Annotated in this window: 12 protein-coding genes; 7 read left to right on the top strand and 5 right to left on the bottom strand. The window is 69.1% G+C overall.

Annotation, left to right across the window (positions count from 1 at the left end):
• Together VMJ70_00705 and VMJ70_00700 are read left to right on the top strand one after the other, a co-directional pair.
• The coding region (locus tag VMJ70_00705) for a YfhO family protein (GenBank protein HTO89623.1) at nt 1-310 on the top strand (310 nt) is incomplete at its 5' end.
• Between the two features lie 153 nt (nt 311-463).
• Complete coding sequence (locus VMJ70_00700; GenBank protein HTO89622.1) at nt 464-1,051, top strand: hypothetical protein; 588 nt, start codon at nt 464-466, stop codon at nt 1,049-1,051.
• A 70-nt stretch (nt 1,052-1,121) separates the two neighbouring features.
• On the opposite strand, the gene VMJ70_00695 is transcribed toward VMJ70_00700, so the two are convergent.
• Nucleotides 1,122-2,234 carry a HupE/UreJ family protein gene (locus VMJ70_00695; protein ID HTO89621.1) on the bottom strand — a complete coding sequence of 371 codons (1,113 nt, stop codon included), beginning with the start codon at nt 2,232-2,234 and terminating at the stop codon, nt 1,122-1,124.
• A 212-nt stretch (nt 2,235-2,446) separates the two neighbouring features.
• Between VMJ70_00695 and gnd the strand changes: the two genes are divergently transcribed.
• Nucleotides 2,447-3,460 carry a decarboxylating 6-phosphogluconate dehydrogenase gene (gene gnd / locus VMJ70_00690; protein ID HTO89620.1) on the top strand — a complete coding sequence of 338 codons (1,014 nt, stop codon included), beginning with the start codon at nt 2,447-2,449 and terminating at the stop codon, nt 3,458-3,460.
• On the opposite strand, the gene VMJ70_00685 is transcribed toward gnd, so the two are convergent.
• The 3 genes from VMJ70_00685 to VMJ70_00675 form a co-directional block, all read right to left on the bottom strand.
• Nucleotides 3,457-5,697 (bottom strand): M56 family metallopeptidase, encoded by a 2,241-nt coding sequence (locus VMJ70_00685; protein ID HTO89619.1) that lies wholly within the window; start codon nt 5,695-5,697, stop codon nt 3,457-3,459. The genes gnd and VMJ70_00685 overlap by 4 nt on opposite strands.
• Nucleotides 5,694-6,086: a BlaI/MecI/CopY family transcriptional regulator gene (locus VMJ70_00680; protein ID HTO89618.1), complete on the bottom strand. Its 393-nt coding sequence runs from the start codon at nt 6,084-6,086 to the stop codon at nt 5,694-5,696. The genes VMJ70_00685 and VMJ70_00680 overlap by 4 nt, the downstream gene beginning before the upstream one ends.
• Nucleotides 6,087-6,259: 173 nt before the next feature.
• Nucleotides 6,260-8,584: a heavy metal translocating P-type ATPase gene (locus VMJ70_00675; GenBank protein ID HTO89617.1), complete on the bottom strand. Its 2,325-nt coding sequence runs from the start codon at nt 8,582-8,584 to the stop codon at nt 6,260-6,262.
• A 237-nt stretch (nt 8,585-8,821) separates the two neighbouring features.
• Here VMJ70_00675 and VMJ70_00670 point away from each other — a divergent pair, with 237 nt between their 5' ends.
• From VMJ70_00670 to VMJ70_00660, 3 genes are all read left to right on the top strand, one after another.
• On the top strand, nt 8,822-13,870 hold the full coding sequence (locus VMJ70_00670; protein HTO89616.1) for a translocation/assembly module TamB domain-containing protein: 5,049 nt from the start codon (nt 8,822-8,824) through the stop codon (nt 13,868-13,870).
• Between the two features lie 40 nt (nt 13,871-13,910).
• Nucleotides 13,911-16,040, top strand: coding sequence for a BamA/TamA family outer membrane protein (locus VMJ70_00665; GenBank protein HTO89615.1), 2,130 nt, complete (start codon nt 13,911-13,913; stop codon nt 16,038-16,040).
• Nucleotides 16,041-16,157: 117 nt separating this feature from the next.
• The gene (locus VMJ70_00660; GenBank protein ID HTO89614.1) at nt 16,158-16,733 is read left to right on the top strand and encodes an HdeD family acid-resistance protein; all 576 of its coding nucleotides are present in this window, start codon (nt 16,158-16,160) and stop codon (nt 16,731-16,733) included.
• Here VMJ70_00660 and VMJ70_00655 read toward each other — a convergent pair.
• On the bottom strand, nt 16,700-17,965 hold the full coding sequence (locus tag VMJ70_00655) for a TCR/Tet family MFS transporter (GenBank protein HTO89613.1): 1,266 nt from the start codon (nt 17,963-17,965) through the stop codon (nt 16,700-16,702). The genes VMJ70_00660 and VMJ70_00655 overlap by 34 nt on opposite strands.
• A 51-nt stretch (nt 17,966-18,016) precedes the next feature.
• On the opposite strand from VMJ70_00655, the gene VMJ70_00650 reads away from it, so the two are divergent.
• Nucleotides 18,017-18,766: a metallophosphoesterase family protein gene (locus tag VMJ70_00650; protein HTO89612.1), complete on the top strand. Its 750-nt coding sequence runs from the start codon at nt 18,017-18,019 to the stop codon at nt 18,764-18,766.
• Nucleotides 18,767-18,768: the final 2 nt, after the last annotated feature.

Raw genomic sequence — 18,768 nt, 5'->3', positions numbered from 1 at the left:
GCCGGACCGATTGCGCCTCGCGATCAACGCTCCGGCGCCGGCATTCCTGGTGATCGCCGACGCCTGGTTTCCCGGCTGGACCGCGACGCTCGATGGCGAGAGGACGGCGATCGCGCGCGTGGACTATCTGGTGCGCGGAGTCGTGATTCCCGCCGGGCGGCACGCGCTGCAGATGACTTACGTGCCCGAGGGCTGGGACCAGGCGTTGCCGGTCACGCGCGCGGGGCTCGCCATCGCCCTGGCCTGGGCCCTGGGCCTGTTGGCGATTCCTGCGGCCTTGAGAGCCCGGCGCGAGGAACAGCGGCTTTAGCCCGCCTGAACAATTCCCGAAACCCGCCCGGGCTGCATGGTTGCTCCTTGGATTGCGAGGCGAAACGCCTAGGCTGGCTCTCGAGTCGGGTCGACCCAGAAGGCCCGGCCGGAGAGTGCCCTGGCGGCTGTGGGGCAGGAACTGGAGGATGGCATGCGCAATCGTATCGTGGCTCTCGCTGCCCTCGCGGGAATCGTCATGGCATCGCCCGCCCTGGCGGCACACCATCTGTGGAAGGCGTCGGAGATCTTCTCCAACGCCTCCGGCACCGTGCAGTACGTCGAGCTCTTCTGCCCCGCCGCCGGCGAGGCCGCCCTCGGCCCGTTCACGGTCACGGCGAGCGGGCATACCTTCAACTTCGTGACCAATCTTCCCAGCACGGCGACCGCCAACACCTGGGTGTTGATCGCGACGCCGGGCTACGCCAGCGCTCCGGGCGCAGTGACCCCGGACTACACGCTGGCCTCCGGCTTCCTCGGCACCGGCGGGGGCACCCTCAACTACGCTTCCGGTATCGACATCTGGAACTATGGCGCGATGCCGACCGACGGCCTCCACGCTCTGGCGCGTGACGGCTCGACCCCGGTGAACACGCCCACCAACTTCGCCGGCCAGACCAGCACCATCAACGTCGGCACCGCGGTGCCCATGCTCCCGACCTGGGGGCTGGTGTTGATGGTGGGAGCGCTGCTGATCGCGGCCAGCGCGATGCTGCGCAAGCGCGAGGCGTCGCTCGCGTAGTCTGCCGCTCGCGATCGCATTCGCGGAAGCAGGGGCGGGTGGAGTGATCCACTCGCCCCTGGCATTTCGCTCAGCGACCCGAAAACAGCTGCAGCCCGAACGCCCGCTCGATCACCCAGACCGCCGCCAGCCAGGCGATACCGAGCGAGCCCGCCCCCATCACCACACGGGCGTACCACTTCTGTCGAGACGCGAAGAACAGCAGCGGCAACACTGCGGCCACGACCACCAGCTGGCCGATTTCCACTCCGAGGTTGAAGGAACCGAGCGCCAGCCCGCGTGCATGGCGCGGCAGCGCAAGATTGTTGAGCGCGCCGGCGAAGCCCATTCCGTGCACCAGTCCGAAGGTCAGCGCCATCAGCCAGGCGCGACCCGGCAGAAACGGGTGCAGGTTGTTCCAGGCCGCTGCGAACACCGACAGCGCGATCGCCACTTCCACCCACTGCGAGCGCAGCCGGATCACGCCGAAGAAGGACAGGCAGAGCGTGAGCGTGTGCGCCAGCGTGAACGAGGTGACCACCTTCAGCACCTCGCGCCAGGTCGGCCAGAAGCCGCCACGCGGCTTCCACTCCCGCCCGCTGCGCGTGAGCGGCGACGGTAGCAACAGCGCGAGCAGGAAACAGATGTGGTCGAGGCCGCTCCAGATGTGCCAGATCCCCTCGCGCACGAACCCGCCGACCGTTTCCCAGAAATGAAACTGGTGGACGTCGATCGTGACCGAGCGCAGGTCGTTGCGGAACACACCGACCGAAGTCACGGTTTCGTCCTCGATCGAGAAGTAGGCGCGATGCGTGGGATCGACGTCGAACAGCATGTCGCAGCGCAGGGTGAGGTGGTCCGGCGGCGACGGGCACCGGGCGGAGAGCCGCAGCACGACCTGGCTCATCTCCGGCTGCCACTCCATCGGCGCCGGCGCCAGCGTCACGGCGCACGCGCCGCTGTCGGCGGCCAGGGTCAGCCGCCTGGCGACGTACTCGCGAAGGCGGATCTCGTTCGAGCGGAGGTCGAGCCAGCCCGGATCTCCGGAGACCGAAGGGTCGAGGCCGATCGCCCAGCGCGCGTCGCGCAGGTTGATCTCCCACTTCCCCTCCAACTCGCGTCCCGAGATCTGCAGCGAGAGCTGACTCATGCCAACGCCGTGAGCGAAGGCCGGCGGCGAAGCGAGCAGGGGGGCAACGCTCATGAGCGCGAGCGCGGCGAGGACGAAGCGGCCCGAACGAGCGCCGGCGCCTGAAGTCAGGAGGTCGAATCGCACCGCGCGGATTATTCGGGGGTAAGCCCAGGACCGCAAGCTTGCAGAGGCTCCCGGCGCGTGCCAGAGTCGCGCGGTTTGATGTCACGACACTCGTGCGTTTCCGCGGCATGACGAATGCGCCGCGCCACGCGGGGAGAGCCATGCAGCTCGGAATGATCGGACTGGGTCGGATGGGCGCGAACATGGTGCGCCGGCTGATGCGCTCCGGCCACGCCTGCGTCGTCCACGATCGGGTGCCCGAGGCGATCGCCGCGCTGACACGCGAGGGGGCGACCGGCGGCTCGACGCTGGTCGAATTCGTGCGTGCCCTTGGCGCGCCGCGAGCGATCTGGATGATGGTGCCGGCAGCGTTCGTGGACGCGACGATCGAGTCGCTGCTCCCGCTGCTTTCCCCGGGCGACACCCTGATCGACGGCGGCAACTCGCACTATCAGGACGACATCGATCGCGCGAAGCGGCTCTCGGCCGCCGGCCTCCACCTCGTGGACGTGGGCACGAGCGGCGGGGTATGGGGACTCGAGCGCGGCTACTGTCTGATGATCGGCGGCGAGGCCGAGGTGGTGAGGCGGCTCGATCCGATTTTCCGCAGCCTCTCACCCGGGCTCGGGCAGATTCCGCGCACTCCCGGCTGGGAGCAGCGCGGCGGCACCGCCGAGCACGGCTATCTCCATTGCGGCTCGGCGGGCGCCGGACACTTCGTCAAGATGATCCACAACGGGATCGAGTACGGAATGATGGCGGCGTACGCCGAAGGGCTCAACATCCTCGAGCACGCCGGCATCGGAAGGTCGACGGTCGCGGGGGACGCCGAGACTACGCCGCTGCGGCATCCCGAGCACTACGCCTACCAGTTCGATCTGACCGAGGTCACGCAGGTGTGGCGGCGAGGCAGCGTCATCGCCTCGTGGCTGCTCGACCTGACGGCCCAAGCCCTGACCGCCGATCCCCGACTCGAGAAGTTCGGCGGCCAGGTGTCGGATTCGGGCGAGGGGCGATGGACGGTTCAGGCGGCGAACGACATCGGCGTTCCGGCCCACGTGCTCACCGCCGCGCTGTTCGAGCGCTTCGCTTCGCGCGACCTCGACTTGTTCCAAAACAAGGTGCTGTCCGCCATGCGCTTCGGTTTCGGCGGGCACCTCGAGCGGAAGTCCTAGGACTTCCGCTTCCGGATCGTGATGTCGCCGTTCACGATCTTGACGCGGATCACGCCGCCTCCCTTTCCGGCCGTGCCCGTCCCGCGCACGTAGCGCCGCGGCGAGCCCTGGCTCGCATCCCAGTCCGAAGTCTCGCTCAGGTTCAGCGGGAAGTCGCTCTTGATATGGGTCCTTCCGTCGAAGTCCCTGGTGTAGGCGGTCTCGAGTTCGAAGCGCGCCGAGAGATTGGCCGGCAGCTCGAGCGTGGTGGCGCCGGTCCCGCTCATGACGTCCACGGTGTGCTCGGCGCCGTCCCCCTGGACGATCGTGATCGTGACCTCGCCCGCTCCGGTGCGCGCCCATACCGAGCCCGAGCAGGGGCCGATGCGAATGTCGCCGCCGCCGGTGGTCGCGCTCACCCGGCCTCCCGAGCGACCCACCGTCACGTCGCCGCCCCCGGTCTTGAGTTCCGCGCCCTTCGGGGCCTCGTCGAGATCGATGTCGCCACCGGCGCGAGTCACGTGCAGCAGGCCGGCGCCGTCGGCGCGGGGAGCCGGGTCCTCGTCGAAGTCGATGCGGCTGTCGTGGACGTGTAGGTGATTCAAATCCGCGGTTCCGCCCGAGCCGTCGTCACGGTACACGACCGGTCCACTCCCCGAGCTTCCCTTCAGTCCGCCGGTGACGCGGGACAGCACCACTTCGCCGCCCCCGGTCGAGACGCGGCCGCCGAGCTCGGAGTCGGAGACGCGAATCCCGCCGCCGCCGGTGCTGAGCGAGGCTTCGCCTTTCAAGTGCTCGAGCCTGAGGCTCCCGCCGCCGGTGTGGCCGCGGAATTCGCCTTCGAGATCGGAGAGCGTGATCTCGCCGCCGGCCGAGCTGACGTCGAGATCGAACTTGCGCGGCACCCGGACGACGAACTGGTGCGACGTCGAAACGTTGTCTTGGCCGCCCTGCTGCCAGGCGTGAAGCCTGACGCCGCCGGACACGCGATCGAGTGACACACGGGTGCCCTCCCAGTCCCGACCTCCGAGATGCGCCTGCACCTCAACCTTCGACTGATCCCAGCCGCCCACGCTCAACGAGCCACCGGCTTCGAGATCCACCTCGAGTCGTTCGCCCGAGCCGGCGTTGACGGTGTACCGGCGATCGGGCCCGGTGGTATTCCCGGCCGCGTCCGCCTGGGCCTCGGCGGCTCGCAGCGGCAATGGTCGAAGCGCCGCCAGCGGCACCACCAGCGCCGCAAGGGCGGTCCATGCCAGCGCGAGCGCGCGTCGCGAAGGGACGTGCCGTGGCAGGCGGTCGTCGAGCACCGCCAGCAGCCGGCCCTCGAGCTGTGAACGCCTCGCCATGCCGACCGCGACCCCGCCGGCGAGACGAAGCGTTCGCGATCGGCGCGCGACGTCGAGCAGCAGCGCCGCGTATTCGCCGCCCGGAGTCCCGAGCGCGAGCACGCGATCGTCGCACGCCCGCTCACTCTCCTGGCGCATCGCGCGCGCCGCGTACCAGATCAGCGGATGGAACCAGAACAGCGCGCAGGTGGCGCTCGCCAGCGCGCTCGAACCATGGTCTCCACGCTCGGCGTGCGCCAGCTCGTGCGCCAGTGCCGCGCGGCGCCGCGAGGTCGGCCAGTCCAGGGCGTCGTCCGGAAGCATCAGCACCAGCGACCTCATCTGCCACGTGAGCGGCGATCCGACCCGGTTCGAGCGGAGCAGCCGAATTCGCGCACGCAGCGACGCCCGCCTCGCCTCGTCATCGAGGAGCCCCAGCCATCCCTGGTCATCAATCGGCGCCGCGGTGCGCGCCAGCCGGGCGAGGCCCGCGAACCCCAGAGCCCAGCGCGAGGCGAGGACGATCACCCCGAGCAGCCACAGCGCGACGAGCGAGCTCGCGCCGATCGCCGGCATCTTCATGCTCGGCGGCCTCGCGGGCGAGGGCACCGCGCCCGGAGCGAGCTCCGGAGCGGGAGCGCGTGCCGGCGATTCCGCGGCCACGGCTGGCGAAGGCGAGGATGGGAGGGACACGGCCTCGGGGCGCGGGGGGAGGAATGCGAGCCGCACCGGGACGCCCGGCACCAGCGGTGCCAGAATCGCCAGCGCGGCGGCGCCGGCCAGTGCGAGGTGCCAGACCAGATGGCGGTGGGCGGCGGGCCTCGAGCGCATCAGGGCCGTGGTCACAACCGCCGCGAGCAACAGCAGTGTCGCGCCGGCCAGCGCGGCGAGCGCGCGGGCTGCGAGCGGAGACAGGATCGGGAGCGTCACGGGCGACCTCCATTGCGGCGAGCGCGCTCGACCAGCTTCGCCAGTCGATCGAGCTCCTCCTCCGAGGCGGGTTTCTGGGCGCCGCCCAGCATGGCCGCGACCGCAGCCTCCATCGAGTTGTTGAAGAACGTGTGCAGCACGTGCCGGGCGGCCTTCTTCTGCACCTGCTCGGCGCTCTGCACCGGGAAAAAGACGTGGCGAGGTCCCTCCCAGCGGTGGCGCACATGCCCCTTGGTCTCGAGCAAGCGGAGCATGCCGCGAACCGAGGAGTAGCTGGGAGGATCGGAGAGTTCGCTCAGAACCTCCGACGCGGTCGCGTGCCCGCGCCGAAACAGCACGTCCATGATCTGGCGTTCGCGCCGGCCGAGCTCGGCGTAAAGGGTGCCCATGAAGGCTCCTGTGCGGGAGTGGAGAAACGCTTCGTCGTGTGCTACTGCACTAGCACAATGCGCATACATTAGCGGTGCGCGACGGCGCCGGTCAAGCCGATGAACGTGGAAATTCCGCCGCCCTGGCCCCCCGGGGAGGGGCGGGTTTCGATTCGGAACGCCCGGCCCCTACATTAGAGTGCCCGCCGGCGCAGCCGAAGCGCATTGCCGATCACCGAAACCGAGCTGAAGCTCATCGCGGCGGCGGCGAACATCGGGCTCAGCAGCAGACCGAGCGCGGGATAGAGCACCCCGGCCGCGATCGGAACGCCGAGCGAGTTGTAGACGAACGCAAAGAACAGGTTCTGTCGAATGTTGGCCATGGTCGCACGGCTCAGCCGGCGGGCGCGCACGATGCCGCGCAGATCGCCCTTGACCAGCGTGACGGCGGCGCTCTCGATGGCCACGTCGGTGCCGGACCCCATCGCGATCCCGACCTGCGCCTGCGCGAGCGCCGGCGCGTCGTTGATGCCGTCCCCGGCCATCGCCACTCGGCGACCTTCGGCCTGCAATCGCTTCACGATCGCGAGCTTGTCCTCCGGCATCACTTCCGCCTCGACGTGGGCGATCCCGAGTCGCCGCGCGATGGCCGCGGCGCTGGTGCGACCGTCGCCGGTCACCATCCACACCTCCATCCGCTCCCTGCGGATCTCCTCGAGGGCTTTCGGAGTGGATTCCTTGATGGGATCTTCGACGGTGAGCATCCCCGCCATCGCCGCGCCGCGCGCGATGAACACCGTGGTCCGTCCGAGGGCCCGCTCGGCTTCGGCCCGCTCACGCCAGTCGCCCGGCGGCACGCCCCGCTCCTGCATCCATCCCAGGCTGCCGAGCGCGATTCCAACGCCCTGCATCTCCGCGCTCACGCCACGGCCGGCCACCGACTCGAATCGCGTCACGCTCGCCGGCTCGACCGCCTGCCGCCGGGCCTCGCGAAGCACCGCCGACGCCAGCGGATGCTCGCTGTGCTTTTCGATGCCCGCCGCGATCGCCAGCAACTCGCGCTCGCCGATTCCCGGCGCAGCCAGAACCGCGACCACGCGCGGCCGCCCCTCGGTCAGCGTCCCGGTCTTGTCGAGAAGCAGGGTGTCCACTTCCCGCAGGGACTCGATCGCCTCGGCATTGCGGAACAGCAGGCCGAGCGTGGCGCCGCGGCCCATGGCAACCATCACCGATATCGGGGTCGCGAGTCCCAGCGCGCACGGGCACGCGATGATCAGCACGGACACGGCGGTGACCAGCGCGTAGGGGAGTCGCGGCTGAGGCCCGAAGATCGCCCAAACGGTGAAGGACAGCACGGCCACCCCGATCACCACCGGGACGAACCAGGCCGAGGCGCGATCCGCCAGGCGCTGGATCGGCGCCCGGCTTCGCTGTGCTTGCGACACCATCGCGACGATTCGCGCCAGCAGGGTATCGGCGCCGACCTTTTCGGCGCACATGAGCAACGCCCCGCTGCCGTTCAGGGTGGCGCCGACCACGCGGTCTCCCGGCGCCTTCTCGGCGGGAATCGGTTCGCCGTTGACCATCGATTCGTCCACGGCGCTCGAGCCCTCCAGTACGATGCCGTCCACCGGGATCTTCTCGCCCGGACGCACGCGCAGCCGATCCCCGACCCGGATCGCCTCGAGGGGAACGTCGGCTTCCGAGCCGTCGAGCTGAACGCGGCGCCCGGTGCGCGCGCTCAGCTGAAGCAGTGCGCGCAGCGCCGCGCCGGTCCGGCCACGCGCCCGCAATTCCAGCACCTGACCCAGCAACACCAGCGTGACGATCACCGCGGCCACTTCGAAGTAGACGCCGACCTCGCCGTGCGCGTCGCGCAGCGCGGCCGGAAATGCCTGTGGTGCGAGCACCGCCGCCAGGCTGTAGAGGTACGAGACCACGACGCCGAGGCCGATCAGGGTGAACATGTTGAGGCTGAGGCGGCGGATGGATTGCCCCCCGCGTTCGAGCAGCGGCCAGCCCGCCCACAGCACCACCGGAGTCGCGAGCGCCAGCTCGATCCGCTGCGAGGTCGGGCCGTGGAGCCAGGCGAGCGGCGTTCCGGCATGCCCGCCGAGCATCGCGATCGCGAGCGTGGGCAGCGCCAGCAGAGCGCTGACCGCGAAGCGCCGCGCCATGTCGGCCAGCTCCGGATTCTCCTCCATGGCTTCCAGCGAGACGTGGCGCGGCTCGAGCGCCATGCCGCAGATCGGGCAGCTTCCCGGTCCGATCTGGACCACTTCGGGATGCATCGGGCAGGTGTATTCGATGCCGGCATCCAGGCCCGACGTGCTGGAAGATGCGACCACCGGCGGCGCTTCCTTGGGCACAAGATACCGTTCGGGATCGGCCTCGAACTTCGTCTTGCAGCCCGTTCCGCAGAACACGTAGGTCGCGCCGCGATGTTCCGAGCGAATCGGCCCGTCGGGACGAACCTTCATGCCGCACACCGGATCGATCATCGGCCCTGCGGAGTCCACGGGCGGCCCTTCGTGCACGTGCATGACGGAAGACTAGTGGACTCCCCCGCGCGCCGACAATCGCACGCCCGGTCGCATTCGTCCGGTGTGCTAGCCTCAATGCTCAAGTCCGGCATTCCGCCGATCAATTCCCGAGGAGCCATGGTCCGAGCCGAGAACCCGGGTTCCGAGCGAGCCGCAAGTCGAGGGCCTCGGGGCTCGAGGATTCCGGCGTTCCTCCTCCTGGCTGTCGCTCTGTTGCTGGCCCTGATCGCGACGTTGGCGCAGACCTCGTGGGGAGTGCGATTCGCGGCGCGGCTCGCGCTCGGGGCCGCCAACCCCTGGCCGGACTCTCATCTGACACTCCGAGAGGCTCGAGGCGGACTCTTCACCGGATTCACGCTGGTCGGACTCGATTTGCGCGGCCCCCGGGAAACGCCCCGCGCGCACGTCGACACGCTCGCGCTTGGCTATCGCTGGAGCGAGATTCTGGGTTCGCCCCATCACCTGCGGCAAGTCCGAATCTCCGGCGTGAGCGCGGTCACCACGCGCGGCCGGGACGGGAAGTTCGATCTGCTCGCGCCGTTCCTCATGTCCTCGAAGCCCCCGCGCCGGAAGGAACCCGGATTCGCGCTGGCGATCGATCGCGTCGACCTTCGCGGTCTGGCGGTCGAGGCTCGCCTCCCCGGCCGCGAGCCGGATTCTCTGGTGCGGCTCGAGGCCGAGACGGCACGACTGCACGCGCTGCGTCTCAACGCCCCGAGCACCACCCTGGTCCTCGACACGCTCGCCGCGAGGGCCGAGCTCCGCACCCCGCCGGCGCTCGAGCTTCGGCTCGTGGCAAGCGGCGACCTGGCGGAGGATCGGATCCGGATCGCGACGCTCGAGTCGCGCGGGCCGCGAAGCCGGATCGACGCCGCGGGGAGCCTGCCGGTTCCACACTCGGAGCATCCCTCGTTCGAGGGGTGGCGGTTTCACGCCCGGCTGGCCCCTCTGGCCGGCAGCGAGCTCCAGCGATTGCTCGGCTTCGCCTGGAATCCCGGCGACGTGCTCGCGGACCTCGAGGTGCAAGGCCATGGCCCGGCGCTGACGGTGAAGGGGGAGGCGACGATCCGGGCTGGCCGCGCCGATCTCGACGCCGAAGCGATTCCATCGGTGGCGGGCCCGATTCGTGCGCGGGCGAAGTTTTCGGCGAAGGAGTTCGACGTTGGTTCGGTGCTGGGACGCGCCCCAGGGCAGCTGGTGTTCAACGGCTCGCTGGACGGCGATCTGCACGGCCCGGATCTTCGGCACGTCAGCGGCCCGCTTGCGCTGGCCGTGGATGGATCGCGCGTCGACAGCATGACGATCGATCGCGGGCGCATCGCCGCCCGGTTCGATTCCGGTCGGGCCGCCCTGGCGATCGAGGGCGCGGCGCGTGGGCTCGAGCTGACGGGCCATGGCGAGGTCGCGCCGTTCGAGGATCCGTTCGACTACGACCTTTCCGCAGACGTCACGATTCCGCCGTTGCCCGCGGCGCGCCTGGCGCGGCGTGACGCGCGCCCGCTGCTGGCGGGACGTTTGAACGCGCACCTGGCCGGGCACGGCATGACTCTGCCCGAAGCGGCGGCCACGCTGGTCGCGACATTCGCTCCGGACGCGAGCGCCCGGCCTCTGATCGGCGCGGGGCGGCTGGAGGCGCGCCTGGCGAAGCGAACCGCCGACGCCGGGCTCAGCCTGGTGGTCTCGGATGGCTCGCTCGACCTCGCGGCGAGCGCAACGCTGGGTGCCACGATTCACTATGCGCTTGCGCGCGGGCGCGTCCGGGGAATCGACCTCGCCGCGCTGTTGGGCGATTCGACGGCCAGCCGCCTCGATGCACGCTTCAGGGCCGAAGGCTCGGGGTTCGACCCGCGACTTGCCCGTTGCCGGGTGCCGCTCGATTCCGTGAGTCTTGTGCTGGGCCGGCATCGCATCGAACGGGGATCCGCCCTGGCGACACTCGAGGGCGGCCGGCTTGAGCTGCGGGCCGGCGCAAACTGCGACGGGGCCGCGGTGCGTCTGGAAGGCTCGCTCGCGCCGATCGCGCCGAGACTCCGGGACGCGCGTCTGGACTGGAGCGTTCAGGACCTGGACGTCGCCCGCGTCTCGGGCGATTCGTCGCTGGCGAGTGCGCTCGACGCCCACGGGAGCGTTCAAGCTTCGAGCGCGGACCTGATCGCGGCCTGGCGCGCCGTGGGTGGTGGGCGACCGGCGCCGGACGGAACGCGCACTCACGCGACCATGACCATCGAGCCGTCGACCTGGCGCGACCAGCGGATCGAGAGCGGCAGGCTCGAGCTCAGCTCCGAGCGCCAGATCGCCTCGTTCTCGTCCGAACTCGAAACCAGCGCAGGTCGCGCGCAGCTCACCGGAGAGGCGCGCGTCTTCGATTCGCCACCTTCGGTCACCGTGAGTCAGCTGGCGTTCTCCGAGGTGGCTCTCTCCCGCCTGCTCGGTAATCCGGCCCTCGCCACCGATCTTCGCGGCACGCTCTCGGCGCGTCTGAGCGGTCACAGCGTTTCCGACCTGAGCGGAGACTACCGGCTTGCGCTCGACGGCTCGACGATTCGAACCGTGCAGCTCGATCGGTTCCGCTCCTCGGGATCGCTGGATGCGGGCAAACTCGCGAGCGAGATCGAAGCCCGCTCCGGCCTCAATCGGCTCAGCGCGTCCCTCCACGGGACGCCGTTCGCCCGGCCCGCGCGGCTCGAGGCGCAGGGTCAGTTGCTCGCCGATGCGCTGGAACGGCTGATCGATCGGAAGATCCCGCCCACCGGGGCGCGCATCGATTTCAGCCTGGCACTCGCGCGCTCCGGTGCCGGCCTCGATTCGATGTCCGCCGAAGGTCGGATCGCGGGTCGCGCGCATCTCGGCGAGGCCCGGCTCGACACGATCGCCACCCTCTTTCGCGTCGATCGCGGCCTGGTCCGGGTCTCGCAGTTCCATCTCGACGGCAATGTCACCACCATGGACGGATCCGGACAATGGGCGATCCCCTTCGCCGCTCGGACCGATTCCACGCGGCTCGAGCTGCACGGCACCGCCCGCAACCTGACGACCCTCGCGGCGGCGGTGGGCGCCAGGGCGCTGTCCACGGGCACTGCGCATTTCCAGGTGAGCGCCGAGGGGCCCGCGGAGGCGACCCGGTTCAGCGGGGCGCTGGCGGCGACCCGCCCGCACTTCAACCAGATCTGGGCCGACAGCGTGTCCCTGAGCTTCGCCGGGACCGCGCGCGACACGGTGATCACCTCGCTCGACGCCCGGCTCGGGGCTCACGCGCTGGTGGTGTGGCCGTTCGCCCCGCGCGACCTGGAGTCGCAGTTGAACTGGAACGGCCGAACGCTGGCGTGCGACACCCGCGCGGTCGCCAGTCCAGAGCGGACTCAGGAGATCGCGTTCCGACTCACCCCCGGCGAATCCCAGTCGCATCTGCGCCTCGAGCGGCAGGACCTACGGTACTTCAATGCCCGTTACTCGCTCGCGCGGCCGTGCGAGATCGCGTTCGGTCGCGCGCTGGAGATCGACCACTACGTCATGCTCGAGAACGGACACCCCTGCCTCGCCGTGAATGGAGGCATCGACTCGACCGGCGTGGTCGATCTGGCGGTGCGATTGGATTCGCTCGCGCTTCGACCCCTGATCGAGCCGCTCGGCGCGACCGCGCTCAGCGGGGTGGTGTCCGGCGACGGGGCATTGACCGGCTCGCGCGCCGCACCGCGGATCAGCGGCTCGTTGCGCGGATGGGTCGCCACCTCCGGACGCCGCCCGGCGACCCTCGAGGGCCGCGTGCGCTGGGAGGCCGACAGCCTCGAGTCCTCGTTCGCCATCCATCAGGCATCCGGGCAGAGCGTCGCTTTCGACGGGCGACTCCCCATGGTTCTCGACCTGGCCGGAGGATCCCCCATCACCACCGACGAGAGCGCGGCCAGCGTCGCGCTGGACGCCAAGCAGTTCGATCTGTCGTGGTTCGAGCCGTTGTTCTCGAAGCGCGACGTCCGTGGATTGCGCGGCACTCTCGATGGACACATGGAGCTCAAGGGCCAGCTCGACCTGCCCGCAGTGTCGGGTTCGCTCCGGCTTTCGGGTGCCCGAATCGAGCTGCCCAGCCTCGGGACGACCTTCGAAAAAGGGACGGCGCGGGTGGCGTTCGCGGGTCGCACCGTCCGCCTCGAGCAGGCCTCCGTTCAATCGGGCAAGGGACGGTTCGACGCCACCGGACGGGTCGACCTCCTCGGGAAGCGGAGGCGCGCGATCGAGTTCGACGCGGACTGGCGCCGGTTCACGATGATGAACACGCTGCTCGCGAAGGTCGAATCGACCGGCAAGCTCAAGGTCACCGGGCGGCCCACGGCGCCGCAGGTCGGTGGCGACATCCAGCTCGACAACTCCACGATCTATGCGGAAGGGAGCGACCTGTCCCGCAAGGGTACTCCGGTCGAGCTGAGCGAGGCGGACCGCCGCGATCTTCAGGAGCGATTCGGCTTCGGGGTGGGCGCCGAACCCTCCCGCACGCACTCCCTGGCCGACTCGATCGACGCCGAGGTTCGAATCAAGATCGGCAAGAACGTCTGGGTGCGTCGCCGATCGGATCCGGTCGTGGCGCTGGAGATGGAAGGCGACCTCCGCGCCATCAAGCGTCCCGGAGCGAAGCCTCAGGTGATCGGCAAGCTCGGCATCCGCACCGGACGAAGCTACCTGAGCTTTCTCGGCCGCCAGTTCGAGATCACTCGCGCCGATGTCGTCATGCCGGGCCCGGTGGACTCGGCCGAGGTCGACCTCGAGGCTCGCTACGACGGAACTTCCTCGTCCACCGGCAGCGGCAGCAATGCCACGGTGACGGCCACGGTCAGCATCGATGCGAGCGGCGCCAAAGTGGATCTCCAGTCCGAGCCCTATATGGATCGAGCCTCGCTGTTCAACTATCTCGCCACCGGACAGACGCAGGGCGAGATGGCCTCGGGCTCGGCCTACGGCCTGGCGGTCGGCTCGGTGCTGGGTGCGGTGGGCGGCGCCGCCGGCCGGAGTCTGGGCTTCCAGGTGGTCCAGGTGACCCAGGATGCCTACGGCGGGCAGACGCTCAGCGCCGGGAACTACGTGGATCCCCGCGTCTACCTCGGCTTCCGACAGCCGGTGGTCGAAGGCCAGCGGTCGAACCAGACCTCTCAGGGCGGCACCTACTCGACCGAGTTTGAGGTCGAGGTCGAAGTGCTGAAACAGCTCCTGTTCAACGTGCAGGGCGGCGGCACGCAATACCGCTTCCTCCTGCGCCCGAGGCTCGGACATTAGCCGCGTGTCACGCTGTGGGAGGAGCGCAGTCGGGATTGCGGTGCTGTTGGCCGGGGTCGCGCAGCCTCTGTTCGCCCAGTCGGTGAGGCTGGCGCCCGACGCGCAGGTGAAAGCGATCCGGTATCGCTTCATCGGCTCGCACCAGCTCCAGCCGGAACAGTTGAACGCCGAGCTCGCCATGACCGCGCCCGGTCCCTTCGAGGGCCTGCAGTCGGCGGTGGCATGGATTCCGTTCGTTCCCGATCCGCCGCAGCACGCGGTGGACCCGCTCATGATCCAGTCGGACCTGGTGCGGCTGCGGCGCCTCTACCGTCGCGAGGGGTTTCTGGAGGCTCATGTCGACTACGAGGTCCATCTCGATCGTAATCGGCATCACGTCGAGGTGACGTTCACCATCGACGAAGGGCCTCCGCTCGCCATGCGCTCGCTGAAACTGGTCGACGCCCGCGCTCGTCCGGATCTGGGCATCGGTGACAGCCTGTACCGGACGATCAGCAGCCTCACCACTCGAATCGAGAATCAGAACCGCGGCCAGCGGTTCAGCCAGAAGCGAATCGAGGCCGGCGCCACCCGACTGACCACCTGGTTCGCGAATCATGGCTATCCGGCCGCGAGGACCGAACCGCGGGCGGCGATCGATTCCGTGGCGCACCAGGCGGATCTGGTCTGGATGGTGGACGCCGGCGGCCGGGTGCGGCTCTCGAACATCGAGGTGAGCGGGGTGCATTCGGTGCCGAGGTCGATCGTCACCCGTCAGCTCGGCATCCAGCCTGGAGACCTGGCGAAGCGGGACGAACTCGAAAAGGGGCGAGCCAATCTCCAATCGGTGCCGCTGTTCCGCCGCGCCAATGTGACTCTCGCCGATGGCGCGATCGCCGACACCACGATGCCGCTGCAGGTCGCGATCACGGAGTCGCGCGCGCGGCTCACCAATGTCGAGCTCGGCTACGTGACCGACGGCGCCGGCGTCACGAGTCAGGTGCGCTGGACGCATCCCAATTTCACGGGCGGCGCCCGCAGTCTCGATGCCATCGGGCTGGTTCAGACGGGCTGGGGCACCACCAGCGACGTGCCGGATCGGCTGCTCCGCGCCAACCTGACCCTGAATCAACCTTACGTCGGCTCACCGCTCCTCACCCTGAGCGTGGGCCCTCAGGCCGAACTGCGGGACGGACGCATCGACAAGTCCACTTCGTACTCCGGGCTCGCCACGCTCGTCTACCGCTTCAATCCGCTTCAGTCGGCGGCGCTTCGCTACGACTTCACCTATCGGCACCTGATCGATCTGAAAGTGTTCGGGATCGAGGCGGGCCAGGTCTCCAATCCCACGCTGCTGGCGTTCGGGGACCAGGGCCTGATCGATTCGCTCACCGCGCCTTCCCGGATCAGCGAGTTCGTGTTCTTCACCAGCGTCGGCTCCCTGGATGACATTTCGCGTCCCCGGCACGGCGTCGTATTGAAGCCGAATCTCGCCATCACCTTTCCCAGGGCGTGGGGAAACGTCGAGTACGGCCGGGCCGATCTTCAGGCCACCAACTTCTGGCCCATGCCCGGGAAGGGAAACGCGCTGATGTTTCGCGGCACCTTCGGCGCCGTGTGGCCGTTCGGCGACAGTGCGCCTGCCGCCGGGGCCAATCCCGCCTATCAGTGGCTGCGCCTGCGCGACGAAGTGCTCACCGCCGGCGGCGCCAACGACGTGCGCGGCTACGCCAGCGAACTGCTCGGTCCAAAGTTCCCCGACGTCACCGCCACCATCGAGAACGGCGACACCACCTTTGCCTCCGACCGCTACGTGGCCATCGGCGGACTGCGGCGCGTCACTGCGAGCGCCGAATTCAGAATTGGGCTGCCGACGTTCGGCAAGGACATCTTTGCGCATCTGTTCGCCGATGCGGGACGGGTCTGGACCAGCGATCCGCGCTACCAACTGAGCCAGATCCAACCCGACGATGAGCGCATGCACTACACCACCGGCGGCGGCATTGGTTACTACACCCCGGTTGGCGCGATTCGGTTCGACCTCGGCTACAAGCTCAATCCTTCCCTGTACGACCTGCGCAAGCCGCAGGACGTCCTCGACGTGGCGCTGCGCGGGCAGCCGGTGAGCAGCGCGCCGGTGGTGTCCTCGCGGCGCTATGCCTTTCACCTCGCGCTCGGCCTCTATTTCTGAGTTGACGGGCGCCCGGCGGCGGCTGAGTATTCACGGCCCCGGCTCCCCGCGCTCCAGCCCTTGCCTACCCGGGCCGCCCCCCACTCGTCGAATGATCCGCTCACCGGAGGATCGATCATGCTCGCCAAGTTGCTGAGCCGCACCTGGTGGATGCTGCTGTTGCGCGGAGTCGTCTCGATTCTGTTCGGCATCGTCGCCTTGCGAACCCCTGGCATCACGCTGGCCACTCTGGTGCTGTTCTTCGGGGCCTACGTGCTGGTGGAGGGCGTGTTCGGCTCGGTGCAGGCGATCAGCGGAAGAAGCGAGAACGAACATTGGGTGGCGATGCTGTTCAGCGGGCTGCTCGGCATCCTGCTCGGCGTGCTCACCTTCATGGCCCCCGGCGTCACCGCGCTGGTGCTGTTGTTCTACATCGCGATCTGGGCGCTGTTGACCGGCGTGCTCGAAATGGTCCTGGCGGTCCGGCTGCGCAAGGAGATCCACGGCGAGTTCTGGTTGTTCCTCGCCGGGCTGTTCTCGGTGCTGTTCGGCGTGCTGCTCGTGAGTCGCCCGGGCGCCGGCGCGCTGGCGGTCATCCTCTACATCGGAATCTGGGCGATCGTGACCGGCGTCTTCACCACGGTGCTCGCCTTCCGCGTGCGTGGATTCGGGAAGCAGCTTCAGTCAACGGGCGTGGCGGGACGCGCGGGCTGAGCGAACGCCGCTCCCGCCAGCGTGACGAGGATGAGCATCGACGCGCTGGTGAGGAGCGCGGCGAGCACGAACGCCGCCCCCGGAAAGCGTAGCGGCGCGCCTTCGCGCGTGAACCAGGACAATGTGTTGGACATGAGCGGCGGCGAGACGATCGAAGCCACGCTCTGCAGGCTCGACACGCCGCCCTGCAGCTCGCCCTGCTCGTTGGCGGCCACGGCTTTCGACAGGACGGCGTTCAGCGACGGGAATACCAGGCCCTGGAAGGCCGCGACCGTCATCACCGGATAGACCATCCAGCCGAGCGGAACGAGCGCGTTGCCGGCGAAACCCACCAGCCCGGCCATCAGGCCGGAGAGCGTGGCCTTGCGCTCGCCGATGAGCGGGATCAGGCGCCGCACCACCAGCACCTGGGCGAGCGCCATGATCAACCCCACGTAGGCGAGCGAGAAGCCGATCGCCCCGTCGCTCCAGCCAAACTTGAGCTTGGCGAAGAATGGCCAGGTGGCGGGATAGACCTGGTGTGACAGCATCCACAGAAACCACGCCGCGAACAGCGCCAGCGCTCCGCGGTGCCGGAAGATCGAGGCGAACGTGCCGAACGGGTTGGCGCGCCGGAGCGTGAAGGCGCGGCGGCGGTCGGGCGGCAGCGACTCGGGCAGGCTCGAGGCTCCGACGCCCGCGTTGAGCAGCGCGAGCAGCGCGGCGGCGATGAACGGCGCGCGGGGACCGATCGAAACCAACAGCCCGCCGAGCGCCGGCCCGATCACGAAGCCCAGCCCAAACGCCGCCCCGATCAGGCCGAAGTTCTGGGCGCGTCGCTCCGGCGGCGTGATGTCGGCGATGTAGGCGGTCGCGGGCACGTAGATCGCGCCGGCGACCCCGGCCACCGCACGGCTCACGAACAACCACCAGAAAGTCGGCGCGAAGCCCATCACCAGGTAGTCGAGACCGAACGCCAGCATCGAGAACAGGATCACCGGACGTCGGCCGAAGCGATCGCCGAGTCCGCCCATGACCGGGCCGAACAGGAACTGCATGGCCGCGAACACGCCCATCAGCCACCCGGAATAACGCGCCGCCATCGCCAGCGGCTGACCGGTGAGGCGCACGATCAGGTCGGGCATCACCGGCATGATGATTCCGAAGCCCATGGTGTCGATGAGCAGGGCCGACAGCACCACGCCCAGTGCACGGCGCTCGTGTGCTGCGGACTCGGGAGTGGACACGCTCATGCGCAGAAGTTCCTCGAACCGGGAGGTTCGATCCTCTAGGATTCGGATGCCATGCGAATCGCGGCACTCTACGACATTCACGGCAACCCGGTGGCGCTCGACGCCGTTCTGGCCGAGGTGGCGCGCGAGGCTCCTGATCTGATCGTGGTCGGCGGCGACGTCGTCGCCGGACCGATGCCGGTCGAGACTCTGGATCGGCTCGAGGCGCTGGGGGATCGCGTTCAGTTCATCCGCGGCAACACCGAGCGCGAGGTGGATGCGGCCCACCGCGGCGCCCTCGACCCCAACCGACCCTGGGCGAAGCGGATGCGCTGGGTGGCGGAACAGCTCTCGCCCGAACGGCGGCGCGGGTTGATGGAATGGCCGCTCACCCGTGAATATCGCGTGGACGGCCTGGGCGCGGTGCTCTTTTGCCATGCGACCCCGCGCAGCGACGAAGAGATCTTGACTCGTGTCTCGGCGGACGCTCGTTTCGAAGACGCGCTGCGTGGAATCTCCGCGCCGGTCGTGATCGGCGGTCACACTCACGTGCAGTACGACCGGCGTGTTTCGGGTCGCCGGATGGTCAACGCCGGCAGCGTCGGCATGCCGTACGAGGACTCACCAGGCGCCCGCTGGGCGATGCTCGGTCCGGAGGTTCGGCTCATGCGCACGCCCTACGATCTCGAACGCGCCGGCGAGCGCATCCGCTCGACTGGCTACCCGGACGCGGCGGAATTCGTGCGCGAGTATCTGATCGAGCCGTTCGGGGCTCAGCGTGCCAGCGAGTTCTTCGAATCGCTGGCGCTCCGCGCGGGCTGATC

Origin of the sequence: Candidatus Sulfotelmatobacter sp. (assembly GCA_035498555.1) — a bacterium.
Lineage (GTDB): Bacteria > Eisenbacteria > RBG-16-71-46 > RBG-16-71-46 > RBG-16-71-46 > DATKAB01.
This window is presented reverse-complemented; position numbering and strand designations above follow the sequence as displayed.